Source organism: Brachybacterium squillarum M-6-3 (assembly GCF_000225825.1).
In the GTDB taxonomy this organism is placed as follows: domain Bacteria; phylum Actinomycetota; class Actinomycetes; order Actinomycetales; family Dermabacteraceae; genus Brachybacterium; species Brachybacterium squillarum.
Genome location: NZ_AGBX01000001.1, coordinates 1,120,469 through 1,140,453, shown reverse-complemented (window position 1 = coordinate 1,140,453; position 19,985 = coordinate 1,120,469). Strand labels below are relative to the sequence as shown.

Sequence of the window (19,985 nt, the reverse complement as noted above, 5' to 3'; positions counted from 1 at the left end):
GGGGGCCGCTGTCGGCTCAGGAGCTCTCATCGGCCAGGTACTCGCTCATCTGCTCGATGGTGGTGAACTCGAACAGGGCCACGGGGTTGATGTCGCGCCCCAGCTCCTGCCGCAGGCGGTTCACGATCTTCAGCGCCTGCACGGATGACACCCCGAGTCGCATGAAGCTGGCGTCCGGCTCCACCTGGTCGGGATCCGTCCCCAGCTCGGCGGCGACCTGCCGGATGAGGAGATCGAGGATCTGGTCGTCGTTCATGGGTTCCTTCTTTCCACGGGGATCCAGTGCGAGGGGCCTGCAAAGGGATAGGGGACGATGGGCAGGACGACGCCGCTGCCGTCGGGGTGGACGACGTGCCAGCGCACGGAGCAGCCCTGGAGGAACAGGGCGGCCGCGATCCCGACGGGATCCGTCCCGGGGGCGATGCTCAGCCCCCGCTCCCCCGCCGGAGCGGCGGACAGGGAGACGGAGAGCTCTCCCGGACGCGGATCGGCCGTCCGGGGTCGGAGGGCGGGGCCGAGAAGCGCGCGCAGCGTCTCCGCCTCCGGAGCGGCGGCGTGGTCGGGGTCAAGCAGCACCCGGCGGACCCGGCGTCCGATCTCCGCGCGTTCGACCGTGGTCATCTCGCGGCGGGACCGATCGATGCGGACCCGGGCCCTCCATCGCTCCGCGGACCGGAAACGGTTCAGGGTGTGGGCGATGTCGGACAGCGCCCAGCGGGGGTCGGCGAGCAGCGGGGGCAGCGCCTCGATCATCCGCTCCAGGGCGGCGGGGTCCCGGGCGCTCAGGCACAGGGAGGTCTCCCCTCCCGCGGACCGCTCCGAGACCGTCCGCGGCCCCTCCTCGACCTCTTCTAGGACGACGTGCGCGTTCGTTCCGCCGAGGCCGAGGGAGGTGACGGCGCCCAGCCGGGCTCCCTGCGGTGGCGCCGGCCAGTCCCGCTCCTCGGTGGCGACCTCGAAGGGGGTGCGCTGGAGCTGGAGCAGAGGATTGACGGTGCTCACGTGCAGGGTCGCGGGGACCGCACGGTGGCGCAGGGAGAGCACCAGCTTGGCCAGCCCGGCCCCGCCTGCGGCGGCGAGCAGATGGCCGATGTTGCTCTTCACGGAACCGAGCGCCACACTCCGGCCGAGCAGCTCCTCGCGGTGGAAGACGCCGGAGAGAGCACGGACCTCGACGGGATCGCCGATGCGGGTTCCGGTGCCGTGGGCCTCGATGCATCCCACCCGTCGGGGATCGACCCCTCCGGCTCCGTCGGTGTAGCAGCGCCGGATCACCTCGGCCTGGCCCCGCGGGTTGGGCGCCATGATGGAGAGGGAGGACCCGTCGTTGGTGATGGCGGCGCCCGCCACGCGGGCCAGGATCGTGCGTCCCCGCTCCCGGGCGAGGTCCTCCCGCTCCAGCACGGCGACGACCACACCCTCGCCGATCACCGTGCCGTCCGCCTCGGCGTCGAAGACGCGGGCACGGCCGCCCGGCGTGGTGATGCCCGCCGAGCGGCAGAACATCGTGGTGTACGGCGCGCTGAGCAGGTTCGCCCCGCCGATCACGGCGCTCTCGCAACCCTCGTGCCGGATCGCCGTCATCCCCTGCACCAGGGCGGCGAGGAAGGAGGAGCAGGCGGTGTCCATGGCGTAGACGGGGCCGGTGAGGTTGTACTCGTGGGAGATGCGGGAGGCGACCCCGCTGTTCATGATGTCCACGATGGTGCGCGGCTGCAGCACCTCCTCCCCCCTGCGGCCGAGGCGCTCGCAGAGCAGGCCGAAGTAGGAGTTGGTGGCCAGGGCCATCACGACCGCGCTGCGGCGGGGCTCCGTGCCGCCGGCCTCGACCAGCCCGGCGGCGGTCACGGCCTCGTGGGCGACCTCCAGCAGCAGTCTCTGCTGGGGGTCCAGGAGGGCCGCCTCCTCGGCAGGGATGTCGAAGAACTCGTGGTCGAAGCGGTCGATCCCCGACACCTCGCCGATGGGGTCCTCCCAGTCGGACCAGCCGGTCAGGGCGCGCCGCTCCGGGCTAACGGGGGCGATCTGGCAGCGCCCCTCCCGCAGCAGCTCCCACAGCTCGTCCGCGCTGCGGGCCCCGGGCAGTCGCAGGGCCAGGGAGGTGATGACGACGGGTGTCTCGGTCACGGTGCCTCCTCCGCGTCCGGGCCGTCGGGTCGAGCGGCGCAGATCCAGTGCAGGTGCAGGTCCTGCCCGTCGCTCCAGGCGTTCACGTGGACGTCCGCGATCCCCACAGTGGGGTGTTCCCTCCGCGGGGGCTCGGCCTCCGTCTGCACGCCCTGGTAGTTGAGCAGCACCAGGGCGGGACGCTCCGGGGCGCGGAAGGCGTCCCGGACGGGGTCCCCCTCCACGGCATCCGGGTCCTCGAGCCCGGCGAGATGGTGCTCGCCGCGGCGTCGGCACCCGTCGAGCCGGTCCGCCACCGCGGCGACCGTCTCCTCCCCCTCGAGGCCCTCGGGCACGAGGACGGGCACCAGGTCGAGGAACTCGCCGATCGCCTGGATCCGCGGCTCCCCGCGCCAGGACCGGCAGTCGCTCACGACGGCGAGCGCGGCCTCGCCCCCCGTCAGCCCCTGGAGATGCTGGACCACCTGCTGCAGCGCGAGCATCCAGGGGTCCTCCTCGCCCAGGGGCACCCGGAAGCGGCTCTCGAGGGTCCCGTGGGCGGGCCGCAGCGCATCGAGCTGCTCCGCGGTCCGCCGGCCCCACAGGTCGCCGTCCAGATCTTCCCCCGAGGGCCAGTCCCCGGACTGCTGACCGGGGTGGCGTGCGATCCCGGCGGGCTCCGGCGGGAGCGGCCGGTCCTCGAGGGCGGCCTCGATCTCCTCCTGCAGGATCGCGGCGCTGGCGGCGTCGAAGATGCCGTGGTGCAGTCGCCACAGCAGCCGGATCCCCGTCCCGGGGATCCGCAGCAGCACGAGCCGCCACAGCAGACCCTCGGCGGTCGCGAGCTCCGTCTCCTCGGCCAGCAGCTCGCGGACCACGGCGTCCGGGTCCTCCTCGCCGAGGTCGATCAGCGGCAGCTGGTCCTCGATGCCCGCCATCGCCTCCGGGACGAGCACCTCGAGGCGCCCGTCCTCCCGACGCATGCGCAGGGCGTCGTGCCGAGCGAGCACCGAGGACAGGGCACGACGCACCCCCTGTTCCTCCGCGTGCGGGAGGGTGTGCTGGAGGGAGGCCTCGACGACGCCCCGGTCGTGCCATCGGAAGACGGCTCCCGGGGGCAGGGTGTCCTGCACCGGACCCCGCCGACGCGCGGCCAGGCCCTTCGCCTCCTCCGCCGCCTGCTGCGGAGTGCGGGTCCCTGAGGTCGGTGCGGGACAGAGGGCCTCGGAGGGGGCCGGGGACGTGGCGGCGGACGCCGGCTCGGCGGCCGGGGCCAGCTGGGCGGCGCAGGGCCGGCGGAAGATCTCCGCGACCGGGACGTCGAGCCCCCGTCGACGCAGCTCCCGGGAGAGGGCGATGGCCTGGATCGACTGCGCACCCGCGGCGAAGATGTCCTCCTCCGGACCGAGCTCGGGCAGGAGCAGCACCTCCCGCATCACGGAGAGCACGCCTTCGGCATCGGTGAGGGGTGCGTCTGCCCCCGGGGGTGCCGCGGTCGTGCCACGACCGGAGTCCCGGTGCCGCTCGGCCCCTCCCGTCCCCGCGTCCTTCTCGATCCGATCGGCGAGGGCGCGGTGGTCGACCTTCCCATGGGGCGTCAGCGGGAACCGGTCCACCGGGAGCAGATGCTGCGGGACCAGGGTGACGGGCAGGAGGGAGGCGAGCTCTCGTCGCACCGTCTCCGGGTCGACGTCGGCGCCCGTGCAGAAACCGGTCAGGGTGCTCGCCCCCTCCGCCGAGGTCACCACGACCACGGCGCTCTCGACGCCGGTGCAGGTCTCCATCGCGTACTCGATCTCGGCGAGCTCGATGCGATGCCCCGCATGCTTGATCTGCCGGTCGAAGCGATCGACGAAGACCAGGTTCCCGTCGTCCTCGAGGACGACGCGGTCCCCGCTGCGGTAGTACCGCTCTCCGTCGCGGACGGGGAAGCGCTCGGCGGTGAGGTCCTCCCGCCCGTGATAGCCGAGGGCCACCCCGTGTCCGCCGATCCAGAGCTCGCCGGGCTCGCCGGGCGGGAGGTCACGACCCTCGAGGTCGACGACGCGGAGCAGCCGATGCCGCGCGGCACGGCCGATGGGCACCCGTCCTGCCCCGGGGCAGGAATCCAGGCGGTGGTAGGTCGCGGCGACCGCGGTCTCGGTGGGACCGTAGAGGTTGACCAGCCGCCCCGGTCCCATCCGGTCGACGGCAGCTCTCGCGGCGGAGGTGCCAAGGGCCTCGCCGCCGACGTGGAGCACGCTCATCGCGGCGACGGCCGCCGGGTCCTCCTCCATCAGGGCGTGGAAGACCGGCGTGATGAGCAGGCCCGCGTCGATCCGCTCCTCCCGGAGGAAGCGGGCCAGCTCACGGGGGTCCCGGGACACCTCGGTCCCCCCCATGACCAGGGTCGCTCCGGCGCATAAGCCCCCGTAGAGGTCCTGGTAGGAGGCGTCGAAGGTGCTCGCCGTCAGCTGCAGCACCCGGTGGCCCTGCCGGTACCGCAGGTATCCGGTGTCCACGCACGCGGTGAGCATGTTGGCCCCGCTGAGCAGCGTCCCTTTGGGCGTCCCGGTGGTCCCGGAGGTGAAGATCATCAGGATCGGCGCCGTGGCCTCCACCCGCGCCGTCGCGACCTCCGGGCCCCGTGCGGCGACGGACACCGCGGTCAGGCCCCCGGGGACGTCATCGGCGGGCGCTCCCTCGTCGAGGAGCACCGCCCGGGCCCCGCTCTCCCGGATCAGGGTTCCGATGCGGCCGGCGGGCGCGGCCCGGTCCAACGGGATCTCGAGGGCGCCGCGCAGAAGCAGGGCGAGGCGGGCGATGATCTGCTCGGGGCCGCGGGTGAGCAGCACGGCCACGGGGGTCCCCGGGCCGATGTCGGCCGCGGCGAGCGCCCCCGCGAGGCCCGCGGCCTCGTCCAGGAGCTCGCGGTAGGTCCAGCGGCGCGGACCCGCCTCGAGGGCCACCCGCGAGGCGTGCCGTCCGACCGCCGTCAGGACGTGATCGACCAGGGTTCCCGGCACCCCGCTCCCGCCGCCGTTTTCCGCCACAGGCTCGGGATCGGCCGGAGCGAGGGGCTCCTCGGGGTGGCGGACTATGGATGCGAGGGCGGCGTCCAGCCGTGCCAGCATCCGGCGCGCCCCGGCGCCGCTCAGCACGTCGCCGCGGTGCTCGATCTCGACCTCGACCTCCTTCCCCGTGAGCGCGAAGGTCAGGGTCGCCCCGTGGCGCGCGCTGTCCCGCGCGGGAGCGAGCGGCTCGAGCTCGGCCTCGCCGAGCCGTGCGTCCCCGCCCACCTCCACCACGTTGACGACCACGTCGAACAGGGGGCTGGTGGCGGAGTCGGCGCGCAGTCCGAGCTCGGCGGCCACATCTTCGATCGGCGCCTCGGCATCCCGCATCAGGTCGCGTCCCAGCGCGGCGGCCGCGGCCAGCGCCTCGCGTCCGCTGGCCCCGTCCGCCGCTGTCAGGCGCAGGGGGGCGAGGGAGACGAACATCCCCACGGTGCGGTCGGTGCCGGGCACGGTGCGGCCGGAGACGGCGGTGCCGACGAGGACGTCCTCACGATGGCCCTCGGCGAGGACGGCGGTGGCCGCCGCGAGCAGCACCGCGAAGGGGGTGGTGCCCTCCTGCGCGGCCCGCGCGGCGATCTCCTCGACGCCCGTGCCCAGCTGCCGGGTGCAGAGGCCGACTTGGGCGGGATCGCCGTCCGCGCGCAGCTCCAGCGGCGGCACCCCGCGGACTCTCTCGGCGACCCTCCGGGCCGCCTCGGCGCGCCGCCGGACCCCGTCCGGCTCCTCAAGCGCACGGGCGTACCGGGTGTAGGGCAGCGGCGCGGGCCCCGGATCCTGCCCCGCATAGAGAGCGACCAGTTCTTCGCCGAGGACCTCCAGGGAGGCCTGATCGCCGATCAGGTGGTGGATCTCGAGACGCAGCAGACCGGTTCCGGGGCCCCCGGGGATCCAGCTCGCGCGGAACAGGGGTGCCCGTCCGAGGTCGAAGGCGGGGCCCGGCGCGAAGCGGTCCACGACCTCCGGGTCGAAGGGCCGGATCACCAGTCCGGGACCCGGCTCCGAGTGGATGCGCTGGGTGAGCGTGCCGTGGGCGTCCAGCTGGAAGTCCGCGCGCAGCTGATCGTGCCGCCGCATCAGCGCCTCGACGGCCCCGGCCAGGCGCTCGGGGTCGAGGGGGCCGTGGACGAGATGCTCGAGTCGCAGGTCGAATGCGCGCGGATCGTCCAGCAGCATCGAGGAGGCGTACATGCGGCGCTGGGCCGGGGAGGCGGGCCACATGACGGCACCGTCCTCGGGGGACGCGTCCGACGCCGTGCCGGGGCTCTCCTCCGTGCGGCGTCCCTCCTCCGTGGCGGCGGGCTCCTGCCGTCGTGCTCCCAGCAGCGCGGCGAGATCCGTGAAGCGGGGGCTCCCCAGCACGTCCGCCGCGTCGAGGCCGACGCCGTCCTCCAGCAGGGTGCACATCCGCACGGCGGTCAGGGAGTCCCCGCCGGCGCGCAGGAAGTCGTCCTCCGCCCCGGGGGCGTCTCCGCCCAGGACCGTCGTCCAGGCCTCTCGCAGCCGAGTGATCGCGGCATCGTCCTCCGCGGCCCCCGGGGCGGCCGGTTCGGTCGGGGCCGATGCGGGTCGGCGATCGTCCGCGGAGCCCGGCGGTGGCGCGGGCGCGGTGGCCTCCCCGTCGACGAGCCGCTGCAGCTCGCGGGGATGGATGTCGGCACGCAGGCTGACGGGGGCGAAGGGGTAGCCGGGCAGCGGGATCCGCCGTCCGTCGCCGCTCAGCAGGGTGGGATCCTCGAGGGGGACCCCGCGGACCCATTGCCCGGCGAGCACCTCCAGCAGCGACCGCTCGTCCAGGGCGGGGGCCACCGGGCGCACGGGGCCCTCGGCGCGAGGTTCCGGGGCCGCCTCCGACGAGGCGGGGGGCGTCTCGCGGAGGGCGTCGACCACCTGCCGCAAGGTGCGGGTGCCGGCGGCCAGGTCTCGGGCCGGGCCCAGCAGCGTCGTCGTCCGTGCTCCCGCGTCCAGGGCTCCGGAGGGCAGCAGGCGCAGCAGCGCGGCACGCAGGATCACCTGGGCCAGGCGCCCCTCGGGCCGGTCCGCCGGGGTGCCCGCGCCGAGGGCCGCCCGGATTCGCTCCCGGGCCCCCGCGTCGCAGGCTCCGAGGAGCTCGTCCAGCAGGGTGTCCAGGCGCACCGCGAGCGGTCCGGCGTCCGGCTCGGCTCCGGGCCAGGACAGTCCGGACCGGTCGGCGGCTGGCACCACCGGTGCGGGATCCTCGGCGGTCCACCAGAGAGGGTCCTGGCCGGGGGTGATCACTGTGACAGCCCGGCTGGCGAGGGGCGCGCGCCCCACGGCGAGGGTCACGGCGAGGTCCGCCGGCTCGATGCCGGGATCCGTCAGCAGCGCGGTTGCCTGCTCCTGACGGGCGCGGCAGGCGCGGGCCTCGCTGCCGCTGACCAGGAGGGCCCGCGGATGCCCGGCGCGCGGGACGGACCGCGGGGACCGGGGTGCCCTTGCGAGCACCACATGCGCATTGGTCCCTCCGATCCCGAAGGAGCTCACGGCGGCATGGCTGAGCCCGCCGGGCCGGCGCTCGAGAGCGGTGGGCAGGCGCAGACCGGTGTCCGCGGGCAGGGCGGGGTGGGGGTCCCCAAGGGCCGCCAGCGGCCACACGGTCTCGCGGTGCAGAGCACCGATGGCGCCGATGAGCCCCACCACGCCCGCGGCGGCGTCGAGATGCCCGAGGCTCGCCTTCACCGCGCCCAGCGCGGGTCCCGTCGCTCCGCCGTAGACCTCGGCGAGGGCGCCGAACTCGAGCGGATCGCCGAGGGGAGTGCCGGTGCCGTGGGTCTCGACGTACCCGACCTCGGCCGGGTCGACGCCGGCGTCCGCCAGGGCATCGCGCATCACTCTGCGCTGCCCGCGCGCCCCCGGCGCGGTGTACCCGACCTTCTCCCCGCCGTCGTTATTCACCGCGCTGCCGGCGATCACCGCGTAGACGTGGTCCCCCGCGGCGAGAGCCGCATCGAGCGGCTTGAGCAGGACCAGTGCTCCTCCCTGGCCGGGGACAGTGCCGTCGGCATCCCGGGAGAACGGACGGCAGGCCCCGCGCCGACTGAAGATCATGCCCTCCCGCCAGGGGTACCCCTCGCGACGGGGGAAGTTCAGAGCCGCCCCTCCGGCCAAGGCGGTCTCGCACTCCCCGGCCCGCAGCGCACGCACCGCCTCATGGACCGCCACCAGCGAGGTGGAGCACGCCGTCTGGACGGTCATCGCGGGGCCGGTCAGGTCCATCCGGTGGGCGATCCGGGTGGCGACGAAGTCCTTCTCCGTGGCCGTGAGGGAGGCGAAGACGCCGACCGGATCTGCCGTCGCCGCGAGGGAGCCGAGGGTCCAGGCGAGGTTGGTGCCCGTCCCCACGAACACCCCGGTCCGTCCGGTCCGGGCACCGGGCACCACGGCGGCGTCCTCGAAGGCATCCCAGGCCAGCTCGTGCAGCAGCCGGACCTGCGGGTCCAGGGCCTCGGCCTGCTGGACGGAGTAGCCGAAGTGGGCGTGGTCGAAGGTGTCCGCGGCGATCCAGCCGCGCACGGGCACGTAACGGGGGTCCTTTCGGTCCTGGGCGGGAACCCCGGCCTCGATGAGCTCCTCCTCGGAGAAGCGACGGACGCCGACCGTTCCCTGCTCGCGGGCGTCCCAGTGCGCGGCGGCCGTCGCGGCGCCCGGCACCCGCAGCGCGATGCCGATGACGGCCACCCGACCGTCGGCTCCCTCCGCGTCGACCGGCTCCGAGGACCCCGGGACCTCGAGGCCCTCGATGGCCTCCAGGTCCGCCGTGCCCAGCAGCGGCTCCTCGCCGCCGAGCCCGGTGCGGACGGGCCGGACCGCAGCAGGGGACGGGTCCGGGGCGGCGAGGGAAGCGGCGAGCGTCCGCGGCGTGGGGTGGTCGAACAGAGCGGCCAGGGGCACGTCCTCGCCGAGGGCGTCGGCGAGCCGGTTGCCGATGTTCATCAGGCCGAGGGAGGTACCCCCGAGATCGAAGAACCCGTCCCGGGGCTCGGGCCGGGCCCCGAGCTCCGCCTCCCAGAGCCCGCGGATCAGCGTCTCGAGCTCACCCACGGTGCGGGCCGCGGGGGCCGACCCCGCCCCGGCCTCCGCTCCAGGCTCGGGACGGGTCTGCCCGGGTCCGCCCGCGTCGCGCAGACGAGCGGCGATCGCGGTGCGGTCGGCCTTGCCCGTCGCCCCCAGGGGGATCTCCTCGAGCGCCAGCACCTGCTGGGGCAGCATGGGAGCCGGCAGCCGCTCGGCGAGGGCCTGCCGCAGCGTCCCGGGATCGGCCGCTGGTCCGGGCGGGGAGACCACCAGCACCAACCGGTCCTCCTCGAGCAGGGCCACGGCCAGCTCGATCCCCGGAATCGCGGCGGCGGTCTTCTCGATCTCCCCTAGCTCGATGCGGTTGCCCTGGTGCTTGACCTGATGGTCGCGGCGCCCGCCGATGCGGAGCTCACCATCGCCCGCCCCGATGCGCCCCAGGTCGCCCGTGCGATAGGCCGCCATCCCGGGCAGCTCCGGCAGAGGGTCGAAGGCCGCGCGAACGGTGTCGGGGGCGTGGGTGTATCCCAGGGACACCGGGCGACCGAGCACGACGATCTCGCCGGGCAGCCCCGGGGGCAGCAGGCGTCCCTCCTCGTCCACGATCACGGTCGCCGCGCCGTCGACGGGGGTCCCGATGGTGATCTCCCGCCCGACCTCGAGCTCCTTGATGCTCGAGGTGACGGTGCACTCCGTGGGGCCGTACATGTTCAGCAGGCGCGCCCCTGCCGTTCCCCGCACGGTCTCCACTAGGGCGGGGGGCACGTGCTCGCCGCCGACGATCACGGTGCGCAGCGCGGACAGACGCTCGCGGAAGGGCCGGCTGCCGCACAGGGCCGTCAGCTTGCTGACCGGGACCTGGAGATGGGTGGCCCCGTGCCGCTGGATCCGGGCGGCGATCGCCGCCGCGTCACGGCTCTCGTCGGAGGGGCAGAGGTGGACCGCCGCCCCTTCCGCCAGCGGGATCAGGCTCTCGCTGAGGAAGATGTCGAAGGTCGGCTCGGCCAACGAGACGATGACGTCCCCGGACCGGAAGAGCTCCCGACGATGGTGGTCGGCCAGCAGGTTCGAGACCCCGCGGTGGGCCACCCGCACCCCCTTGGGGGTCCCCGTCGATCCGGAGGTGTAGATCAGGTAGGCGGGATCCTCCTCCTGTGGGGTCTCGTCCGGGCCCGGCGACGGAACCGGCAGGGGTTCCTCACCCCGCAGCGCCCGCCGGATCCCCTCCGTCCCGAACCGGTGCTCGACGGTCTGCAGCGGCGCCTCCGCCGGGGCGATCGCCCACCGGGGTCCAAGGTCGGCGAGGACGAGGTCCCGGCGAGCGGCGGGCGCCGAGGGGTCCAGCGGCAGGTAGCAACCGCCCGCCCGCAGCGCCGCCAGCATTCCGGCGATCAGGGCGCCGTCGCGCTCGCCCCACAGCACCACCGGGTCGCCGCGGCGGAGACCGGACGCGCGCAGCCGGGCGGCGAGGGAGGCCACGACCCGGTCGAGGCGTCCGCGGGTCACCGAGGTGCCGTCCGGCTCGATCAGCGCCGTCGCCTCGAGGTCTTCGAGGGCGGCCCGGTGGACGGTCTCGCTGATCGGCTCCGTCCACGGGCCGCTTGCCTGTGCGCGGATCATCGCGAGGTCCTCGGGACCGAGCAGCGGGCACTCCCCCAGAGGCACGTCCGGGTCCGCGAGGACGCCGCGGAGGAGGCCGTGGAAGGCCGCGGCGAGACCGGCCACGGTCTCGCGGTCCACCAGGTCCGCTGCGATGTCGAGGTCGAAGCCGAGGGTCCCCTCGCGTTGCGTCCCGGTGATCACGAGGTCCATGCCGACGGCGAAGGGGGGCAGCTCGACCTGCTCCCCGCGCAGATCGCCCAGCTGGAGGTCGTGCTCCTCGATGTTGTGAAAGTCGAAGGAGACCTCGGTGAGCGGGTTCGCGCCGTCCGCGCGGGGCGGGGCGAGGGCCCCGACCACGGCGTCGAAGGGCACCTGCTGATGGGCGAGGGCGGCGATCATCCCCTCGCGGGTCTCCTCCAGCAGTCCACGGAAGCTCCTCCCGGACCGCGGCCGCAGCCTGATCGGCAGCAGGTTGACGAACATACCCACCATCTCGCCGGTCCCGGGGCGGTCCCGTCCGGTCGCCGTGGTCCCGATGACGAGGTCCTCGAGGTCCCCCACCCGGGCGAGGGCCGCGCTCCAGGCCGCGAGCATCACCATCGGGACGGTGGCCTCGTGCTCGACGGCGAGCGAGCGGATCCCGGGCAGCAGCTCCGGGTCCACGCTCAGGGTCACCCGTTCAGCGGTGCGCGGCCGCCCGTCGCGCGTCCTCGTCAGCGGCAGGGCCTCGCGACGGCGGTACCCCTCGAGGGTCGCCACCACCTCCGCGAGCTCCCGCTGCTCCCGCTCGGCGTCCCGGTGCCTCTGCTCCTGCTCGACGTGGTCCACGAACTGCACGTCGAGCGGTCGGAGGTCCCCGTCCCACAGGGAGCCGAGGTCCCGCGCCAGCACTTCGACGGCCGTGCCGTCGGCGACGATGTGGTGGACGTCGATCAGCAGCACGGCGCCGGCGGGGCCCCCGTCGACGATCCGGCCGCGCAGCAGGGGGGCTCGTCCGAGGTCGAAGGGCCGCAGGAACTCCCGTGCCCGGGCGGCCACCTCCTCCGAGGTGCTGACGTCCCCTCTGACCAGGTCGAGCTCCGGGTCGGGGCACTCTGCGGCAGGGACCACGACCTGGCGGACCTCTCCCCCGCGGCGGTCGAAGCGGGTGCGCAGGGGCTCGTGCCGGGCGACCAGGCGTCGCATCGCCGCCCGGAGCCTGCCCACGTCGGGGGTCCCGGCCAGGCGGGTCGCCGAGAGCATGTTGTAGAGGGGGGAGTCCGGATCGAGCCGGGCGGCGAGGTACATCCGCAGCTGGGCGCTGCTGAGCGGATGGTCCTCGCCGCGCGGGGCCGGGGGCAGGCCGGGCCGGGGCGCGGCGTCGAGGTCGCATCGGACCGCGAGCTCGCGCAGGGACGGGGCCGAGAGCACCTGGGCCACCTCCGCCCGCAGCCCGTGCTCGCTCTCGAGGTGGGCGACCAGGGCGGTCGCCTTCAGCGAGTCGCCGCCCAGGGCGAGGAAGGTGGTCTCGGGATCGACCTGCTCGTGTCCGAGGACCGCCGTCACCGCGGCCAGCACCGCGGCCTCCGCGGGCAGCGCTGCGGCCGCGACGACGGTGGGACCCGCGTCGTCCGTCGGCTCGACGGCCGCGGCGGGGAGCGCGGCGGCGGCCGCGGGCTCCGCGGGAGCCGGATCGAACACATATCCGGGCAGGGAGGTGCGCCGCCCCTCTCCGGGCTCCTCGGTGCGCACCTCGAGACCGGCGGTCCAGAGCTCGCCGAGCGCGCACATCATGCTCTCCTCGATGCCGGACCCGGCGGATGCGCCCGGGAGCAGCGAGGTCTGCACCCCGGTCCCCTCCAGCGCGTCCACAGTCCGCACGAAGGAGAGCAGGGAGGTCCCCGGGCCGCTCTCGATCACCTGCGCGGGGTGGAGACGCCCGAGCGCCCCCAGGCACTCCGAGAACAGCACGGGCCGTGCGATCTGCTCGGCCCAGGCCTGGGGATCGGTGAGCTCGCCGGGTCGGGCGATCCGTCCGCGCCGGTTCGCGATGATCGGGATCCTGGGCTCCTCGCGGGGGACCCGGGCGACCTCCTCCGCGAAGGCCTCGGCCGCCGACGTCATCATCGGGGTGTGGAAGGCGTGGGAGGTGCGCAGGCGGATACCCATCAGGCCTGCCGCTCCGAGGGCGCGCTCGACGTCGTCGGCGACCTCGGCGTCCAGCCCGATCACGGTCCGCTCGGGAGCGTTCTCCAGGGCCACCCAGGCGCCGGGGGTCTCCGCCACGGCCTCGCGCACGGCCCCGGCCGCGGACGGCACCGCGATCATCACCCCGGGCGGCTGCTCCTGCATCAGTCGACCCCGCCTGCGCACCAGATGCAGGGCGTCCGGCAGCGTCCACACCCCGGCCAGGGCGGCCGCGGTGAGCTCGCCGATGCTGTGCCCCAGCAGGACATCGGGCTCGACACCGAGGGACATCACGGCCCGGGCCGCCGCGTACTGGGTGCTGAACAGCGCCAGCTGGGCGTGATCGGTCCGGTCCAGGGGGCCGCCGGCGCCCGACATCGTGCGCTCGAGATCCGCCCGTTCCGCGACCTCCAGGTGTCCGAGAACCTCCGCGAGCTCCTCGGCGAAGCGCCGTGCGGGGAGGGAGCGCCCGCCCGCGAGCCAGCTCCCCATCCCGGGATGCTGGTTGCCCTGACCCGAGAACAGCAGCGCCGTGGGGCCCGTGACCTCGGGCGTCCGCCGCACCGGGAGTAGCCGTGGCTCGGAGCCATCCCCCATCCAGGCCACCGCCCCGCGGACGTCCAGCTCGGGGCTCCGCGCGGCGAGGGTCGCCGCGGCATCCAGCGGCGACAGCTCCGGCTCCCGGGCCAGCGCCGTCGTGACCGCCTCGGCCGTCCGCTCCACCGCGAGCCGGCTCGCGGCCGCGAATCGCAGCAGCACGGGGACGGACCCGGACGGGGCCGGGCGCGGCGGCGCCTCCTCCAGGATCATGTGCACGTTGGTCCCTCCCACGCCGAAGGAGTTCACCCCGGCGAGGCGGGGACGCTCACCGGGCCATTCCCGCCCGTCGGCGTGCAGGACCAGCGGCGACCCGGCGAGGTCCAGCAGTCGGTTGGGATTCTCGAGGTGGCAGGTGCCCGGCTGGAAGCGGTGCTCGAGGGCGAGGCTCGCCGCGCAGAGGGAGACCACGCCGGCGGCCGTGTCGGTGTGCCCCACGGCCCCCTTCACGGAGGACAGGGAGATCGCACCCTCGGGTGCGGCGGCGAACACGCGCTGCAGGGCGGCCACCTCGATCGGGTCCCCGAGCCGGGTGCCGGTGCCGTGGGCCTCGAGCAGGGTGACGTCGGCCGGGTCGATCCCGCTGCGACGGTAGGCGGCGGCGATGGTCTCGACCTGACCGTCCTCGCTGGGCGCGGTGAAGGACTGCTTGGCCCGGCCGTCGTTGCCCACGGCGGAGCCGCGGATGATCGAGGAGATGCGGTCTCCGTCCCGCAGGGCGTCGCCGAGCCGCTTGAGGACCACGAGTCCGCCGCCGTCGGAGAAGACGGTCCCGGAGGCGGCGTCGTCGAAGGGGCGGCACCGCCCGTCGGCGGAGAGCATCATCCCGTCCTCGTGCAGGTACCCCAGGCGCTGGGACGGCTCCACGGTGACGCCTCCGGCAAGGGCGAGGTCGCACTCCCCCGCCTGCAGCGACTGCGCCGCCAGGTGCACCGTGAGCAGCGAGGTCGAGCAGCCGGCGAGGGCCGACAGCGCGGGGCCCCGCAGGTCGAAGCGAAAGGCGAGCCTGGTGGCGAGGAAGTGGTTGGTCGCCAGGGTGAAGCGCTCGTAGCGCGCGCCGAAGGGACGGTCGGGGTCGAGCGCCTCGCGATACCAGTCGAAGTCGTCGCTGCCGCCGACGAAGACCCCGGTCCGGGAGGGCAGCCGGGTGGGGTCGAGCGCGGCGTCTTCGCAGCCGTGCCAGAGCAGTCGGTAGAGCAGGCGGAGCTGGGGGGAGGTGGCTGCGACCTCCGCGGGGGAGAGCCCGAAGGGGGCGCCGTCGAGCCCGTCGGAGTCCTCCAGGATCCCCGCGACCGGGACATAGCGCGGCGACCTCCGCAGCGCCTCCGGGACGCCGAGCCTGCGCAGGTCCTCCTCGCTGTAGCGGTGCAGGGTGGAGTGCCCCTCGCGCAGCAGCTCCCAGAGCTTACGACGATCGCGGGCGCCGGGGACCTCGACGGCGAGTCCGATGATCGCGATGTCCTCGGCCTGCACGGCGGTCCCGTCGGGCGCCGGGGACGGCCGGGGGGCGTCGCCCTCCTCCAGCCAGTCCGCCTGCTCGGCGACGGTGGGACGAGCCATCAGCTCGGTCACCCGCACCTCCCTCCCGTAGGCGGAGGCGATGACGGCCTGCAGGTCCATGAGCCCGAGGGAGGTGCCGCCGAGATCGAAGAAGGTGGCCGTGTCGGAGGGGACGGGGAGCCCCAGCACCCGCTCCCAGCACTGCCGGACACGGGCGGAGCGGTCCCGGCCCCCCGGACGCTCCTCGCGCGCCGCCGGCCCGGGGGCCGCGGACACGAGTGCCAGGACCTGTGTCCGATCGGTCTTGCCGGCGGCGGACAGCGGCACCTCGGGCACGGAGACCAGCCGGGATGGCACGGCGGCGGGAGGGAGCTGCTCCGCCACGGCCGCGCGGACTGCATGGGGATCGATCCCCGGCTCGGTGACCAGGACACCGAGGATCCCGGCGGTGCCCCGCGCGTCCAGGGCGGCGGCCGCGTCCTGGACGCCGGGCACCGCGCGCAGAGCGGCCTCCACCTCCTCCAGCTCGACCCGGATGCCCCCGACCTGGACCTGCTGATCCATCCTCCGGTGGAACTGGAACTGGCCGTCCGGGCGGAGATGTCCGCGGTCGCCGGTGCGGTAGATCCGGGCGACGTCCTCTGTTCCGGGGCCGGACTCCCGGGGACCGTCGGTGAAGCGCTCCGCGGTGAGGTCGGGCCGGTCGAGATAGCCCACGGCGAGGCCGGGTCCGGCCACGCAGATCTGTCCGGCCTCCTCGACCCCGCAGGCGCGGTCCCCGGCGTCCAGGACGAGGAGCCGGTAGTCGTTCAGCGGCGTGCCCACCGGGGCGATCTTCGCCGTCTCCGCGGCGTCGACGGGGCCCGTGCTGCACCACATGGTGGCCTCGGTGGGTCCGTACATGTTCCACAGTCCGACGTCGGGCAGCAGTCGTCGGGTCTCGGCTCCGAGGGAGCTCGGCAGCGCTTCCCCGCCGCTGAAGAGGTACCGCAGCCCACGCAGCTGAGCGCGACGTTCGTCCGTCCCGGCCGCGCGCACCAGGCCCGCGAGCAGCGAGGGCGAGGTGTTCAGGTGCGTCACCCGATGCCGGTGGACGGCGTCGAGCACCGCGAGCGGATCGGCCTGCTCCCCCTCGGCGAGGACCGCCAGTCTGCCCCGCCCGGCGAGCCACCCGAAGAGTTCGGTCCCGATGATGTCGAAGGAGATCGCGGTGCGCAGGAGGTACACATCCTGCTCAGCCAGCGGGAAGCGGCGCTCCAGGTCGAGCGCCAGATTGCAGACGGAACGGTGGGTGATGACCACGCCCTTGGGGGCGCCCGAGGTGCCGGAGGTGAACTCGATGTAAGCGACGTCCTCGGGCGAGCCGCCGCCCACCCCCGCCTCGAGGCGGGGGTCCTCGCGTCGGGGATCCTCCTCGAGGCCGACGGGCAGGTCCTGCCAGTCCACGCGGGTGATCCCCGCGGGGAGGTCCGGCACCCGTCCGCGGTCGGTGATCAGGATGCCGGCGCCGCACTCCCGCAGCAGCTCGAGGGTACGGGCCGGCGGGTCGGTGACGGCCAGCGGGACGTAAGGGGCATCGCTCAGGAGCACCCCGAAGACCGCGGCGGCGTACGGCAGTCCGCGCGGGAGGTGGATCGCCACCGGTGTCCGCTCCTGCTCGGGGGCCGCGAGCACCGCCTGCTGCACGGCGACCGCTGCGTCGTGCGCCCAGGCGCCCGAGACCGCATGATCCCGGTCCTCCCAGACCACCTCCTGTCCGGCACGGAGGGTGCGCTCCAGGAACCAGGTGCCCAGGTGGCGAGGCTCCCAGGGGACCCGGTCGCCGGCGGACCCGATGACGGGCCCCGTTCCGGCGGTGTCGATCTCTGCCAGGGTGGTCGCCTCCTGCCCGGCCAGCTGCTCGAGCACCGACAGCAGGCGGTCCAGGAAGATCTCCAGCGATGCGGGATCGGCGCTGCCCTCGTGGTGCTGCACGACGATCTCGCAGCTCGCCCCGAGCGTCCGGAACACGATCGAGAGCGTGCCAGGGAAAGGCGCCGCCCGCGTCGTGTCCAGGCCCACCAGACCGGGCGGGACCTGCTCGTCATGATCCTGGATGATCGTGATTCCGCTGATCCCCTGGAGCACGGGATCGCCGAGCATCGCCGCAGCGAAGGGTGACTCGGCGCGCAGCACGTCCCGGAAGATGCCGCCCCCGATCTCGCGGATCAGCGGAATGATCTCGCGCGAGGGGTCGAGACGGAACCGGACCGGGGCCAGGGCCACGAAGCAGCCGATGCTGGCGGACATCTCCTTCTCGGGACGGTCCGAGAGGACCGTGGAGACGGTGAGGTCCTGCTGATCGGCCATGCGCCCGAGGACGATGCCGACGGCGGTGCATTGAAGGGCGAACTCGGAGGCCTCGATCCGCCGGGCGGTCTCCCCGAGCTGCTCGCGCAGAGCGTCGGGGACGGCCCGTCGCAGCTGGGCGGCAGGGGCGCCCGGACGCGGCGGGCGCAGCACGTGGGACAGCTCCGGCGGGACCATGCCGGGAAGCTCCTCGCGCCAGGCATCACGCGCAGCGGCCGGGGAGACCGTGGAGGGTGCTCGGAGGTGCTGGTAGGCGGCCCACCCGGCGTCCTCGTCGGCGCCGTCCGCCGTGGGGCCGTCCGATCCCTCCTCCGCGGGGTCCCCGTCGGGGTCGGCGGCGAGCTCGAGGAGGCGCGCGAGCAGGAGTGCGATGGAGGTGCCGTCGACCACGAGATGATGGCAGACCAGGACGAGGAGGTCGCCCTGCGCCTCCCCCATCAGATGGAGCACCCGCATCAGGGGAGGGCGGTCCATGAGGAACGAGGCATCCTCTGCCTCCCGGAAGGCCGCCTCGCGTTCCGACGGGTCGAGGCCCCGGAAGGAACGGATGGGGATCTCGACGTCCTCGTGCACATGGAACTCCGGGCCGCCCTCGGCCTCATGGACCGAGCTCCGGAGGGCCGGCTGCTCCCGGACGATCCGCGCCAGCGCGGCCCGGAGCCGCCCGGGATCCAAGGATTCCGTCCGCGCCGAAAGCACCACGTGATAATCGGGACCACCCCTCGTCAGACATTCGAAGTACATGCCGGACTGAGAAATCGTCAAGGGTAAGACGGAAGCCACCACAACCACACCTGCACCTACTGCGAGAACCGACTGAGGATCGGGGAACCACCGCAGACGACACCCGGGATATTCACAATATCCATGGTGGGGACGCTTTTCGTGGGACCCGGAGGCGGCGCGAGACGTTGCCGTTCGGACGTCTCGACGCCAGGGACTACCTACTTCCGGTCGGGGCACTAATGGTGCGCAGGAGAAATCGGTGATACTGCTCAGAGTATTGCGATGACGGGTACCGGTGTCAAGCGACCACCCCCACCTTTCCTGATTGAAGAATGGATTTCTGAAGGGTCATCGATCTTTGTTCCGATCATTGATGTGGCGGTCCGGAGGGGCTACGGGGGTGACCACCCGCCCCTCCCGGGGGTCACCCCCGCGTACCGTGGGGGCCGTCCGCGTCGTCCCCGACCCCGGGAGGTCCCCCGTGCCGATCGCCGAGCCCAGCGCCGAAGAGCTGGCCCTGCTGCAGGACGAGGCGGTGCGCTTCACCCGCGAGCTGATCCGCATCGACACCACGAACTTCGGGGGGAACGACCCGGCCACCTGGGGGAAGGGCGAGGCGGAGGCCGCCGCCTACGTGGTGGCGCGGCTCGAGGAGGTGGGCCTGGCGCCGAGCACCCATGAGTCCGGCCCGGGCCGCGTCAGCGTGCTGGTCACCCTGCCCGGGGAGGACCGGGAGCGCGGCGGGCTGATCCTGCACGGCCACCTGGACGTGGTGCCGGCCCGCGCCGAGGACTGGTCGGTGGACCCCTTCGGCGGGGAGATCCGCGACGGCATGATCTACGGTCGCGGCGCCGTGGACATGAAGGACATGGTGGGGATGATGCTGGCGCTGGTGCGGCACCTGGCCCGCAACGGGCAGCGGCCGCCGCGGAACCTGCTGGTGGCCTTCTTCGCCGACGAGGAGAACGCCTCCGTCTGGGGTGCGAAATGGCTCGCGGAGCACCACCCGGAGCTGTTCGCCGGCTACACCGAGGCGATCAGCGAGGTCGGCGGCTACTCGATCACCCTGCCCGAGGCCGCCAGCGGCCAGGACGTCCGCGCCTACCTGCTGCAGACCGCCGAGAAGGGCCTGGCCTGGGGGAAGCTCCGGGCCACCGGCCGGGCCGGGCATGGCTCGGTGCCCAACGACGAGAACGCGATCGTGCGCCTGGCCCGTGCGATCGCCGCGATCGACGCCCACGAGTTCCCGCAGGAGATCGTGGCGAGCGTCCGTGCCCTGTTCGACGGGGTCACCGAGATCACCGGCACCGGCTGGGACGAGGACGACCTCGCCTCCTTCCTGCCGCTGCTGGGCGGGGCCCGGCAGTTCGTCGCGGGCACCCTGCGGGACTCGGCGAACCTCACCATGCTCGAGGCCGGCTACAAGGTGAACGTGATCCCGCAGGTGGCGGAGGCCGGCATCGACTGCCGCTTCCTGCCCGGCCACGACGAAGAGCTGCTGGCGCTGCTGGACGAGCTCACCGGGGAGCACGTCGAGGTGATCATCGAGCACCACGGCGTCTCCACCGACGCCCCCCGCACCGGTCCCCTGGTCGAGGCGATGCGGGAGGCGATCGAGGCGGAGGACCCGGGCGCCCACGTCCTCCCCTACTGCCTGAGCGCCGGCACCGACAACAAGCCGCTCTCCCAGCTCGGCATCACCGGCTACGGCTTCGTGCCGCTGCAGCTGCCGACGGACCTCGACTTCGCGCCGCTGTTCCACGGGGTCGACGAGCGGGTGCCGGTGGACGCGGTGCGCTTCGGCGCCCGGGTGCTGCTGCGGACGCTCCGCGCCAGCTGATACCGCCCGAT

At 74.1% G+C, this 19,985-nt stretch carries 4 protein-coding genes; 1 reads left to right on the top strand and 3 read right to left on the bottom strand.

Annotation, left to right across the window (positions count from 1 at the left end; all coding sequences use genetic code 11):
• Nucleotides 1-16: 16 nt before the first annotated feature.
• Genes OM98_RS04980 through OM98_RS15485 form a run of 3 tightly spaced genes read right to left on the bottom strand, consistent with a single transcriptional unit; the run spans nt 17 to nt 18,191 of the window.
• Nucleotides 17-256, bottom strand: coding sequence for an acyl carrier protein (locus OM98_RS04980; RefSeq protein ID WP_010533486.1), 240 nt, complete (start codon nt 254-256; stop codon nt 17-19).
• Nucleotides 253-2,127, bottom strand: a complete 1,875-nt coding sequence (locus tag OM98_RS15820) for a polyketide synthase (protein ID WP_010533485.1) — start codon at nt 2,125-2,127, stop codon at nt 253-255. The genes OM98_RS04980 and OM98_RS15820 overlap by 4 nt, the downstream gene beginning before the upstream one ends.
• A complete protein-coding gene (locus tag OM98_RS15485; protein ID WP_280990798.1) occupies nt 2,124-18,191 on the bottom strand; it encodes a non-ribosomal peptide synthetase/type I polyketide synthase in 16,068 nt (5,355 codons plus the stop codon). Before OM98_RS15485 ends, OM98_RS15820 begins: the two co-directional genes overlap by 4 nt.
• 424 nt (nt 18,192-18,615) lie before the next feature.
• Here OM98_RS15485 and OM98_RS04965 point away from each other — a divergent pair, with 424 nt between their 5' ends.
• The gene (locus tag OM98_RS04965; protein ID WP_010533483.1) at nt 18,616-19,974 is read left to right on the top strand and encodes a M20/M25/M40 family metallo-hydrolase; all 1,359 of its coding nucleotides are present in this window, start codon (nt 18,616-18,618) and stop codon (nt 19,972-19,974) included.
• The last annotated feature ends 11 nt before the right edge of the window (nt 19,975-19,985 follow it).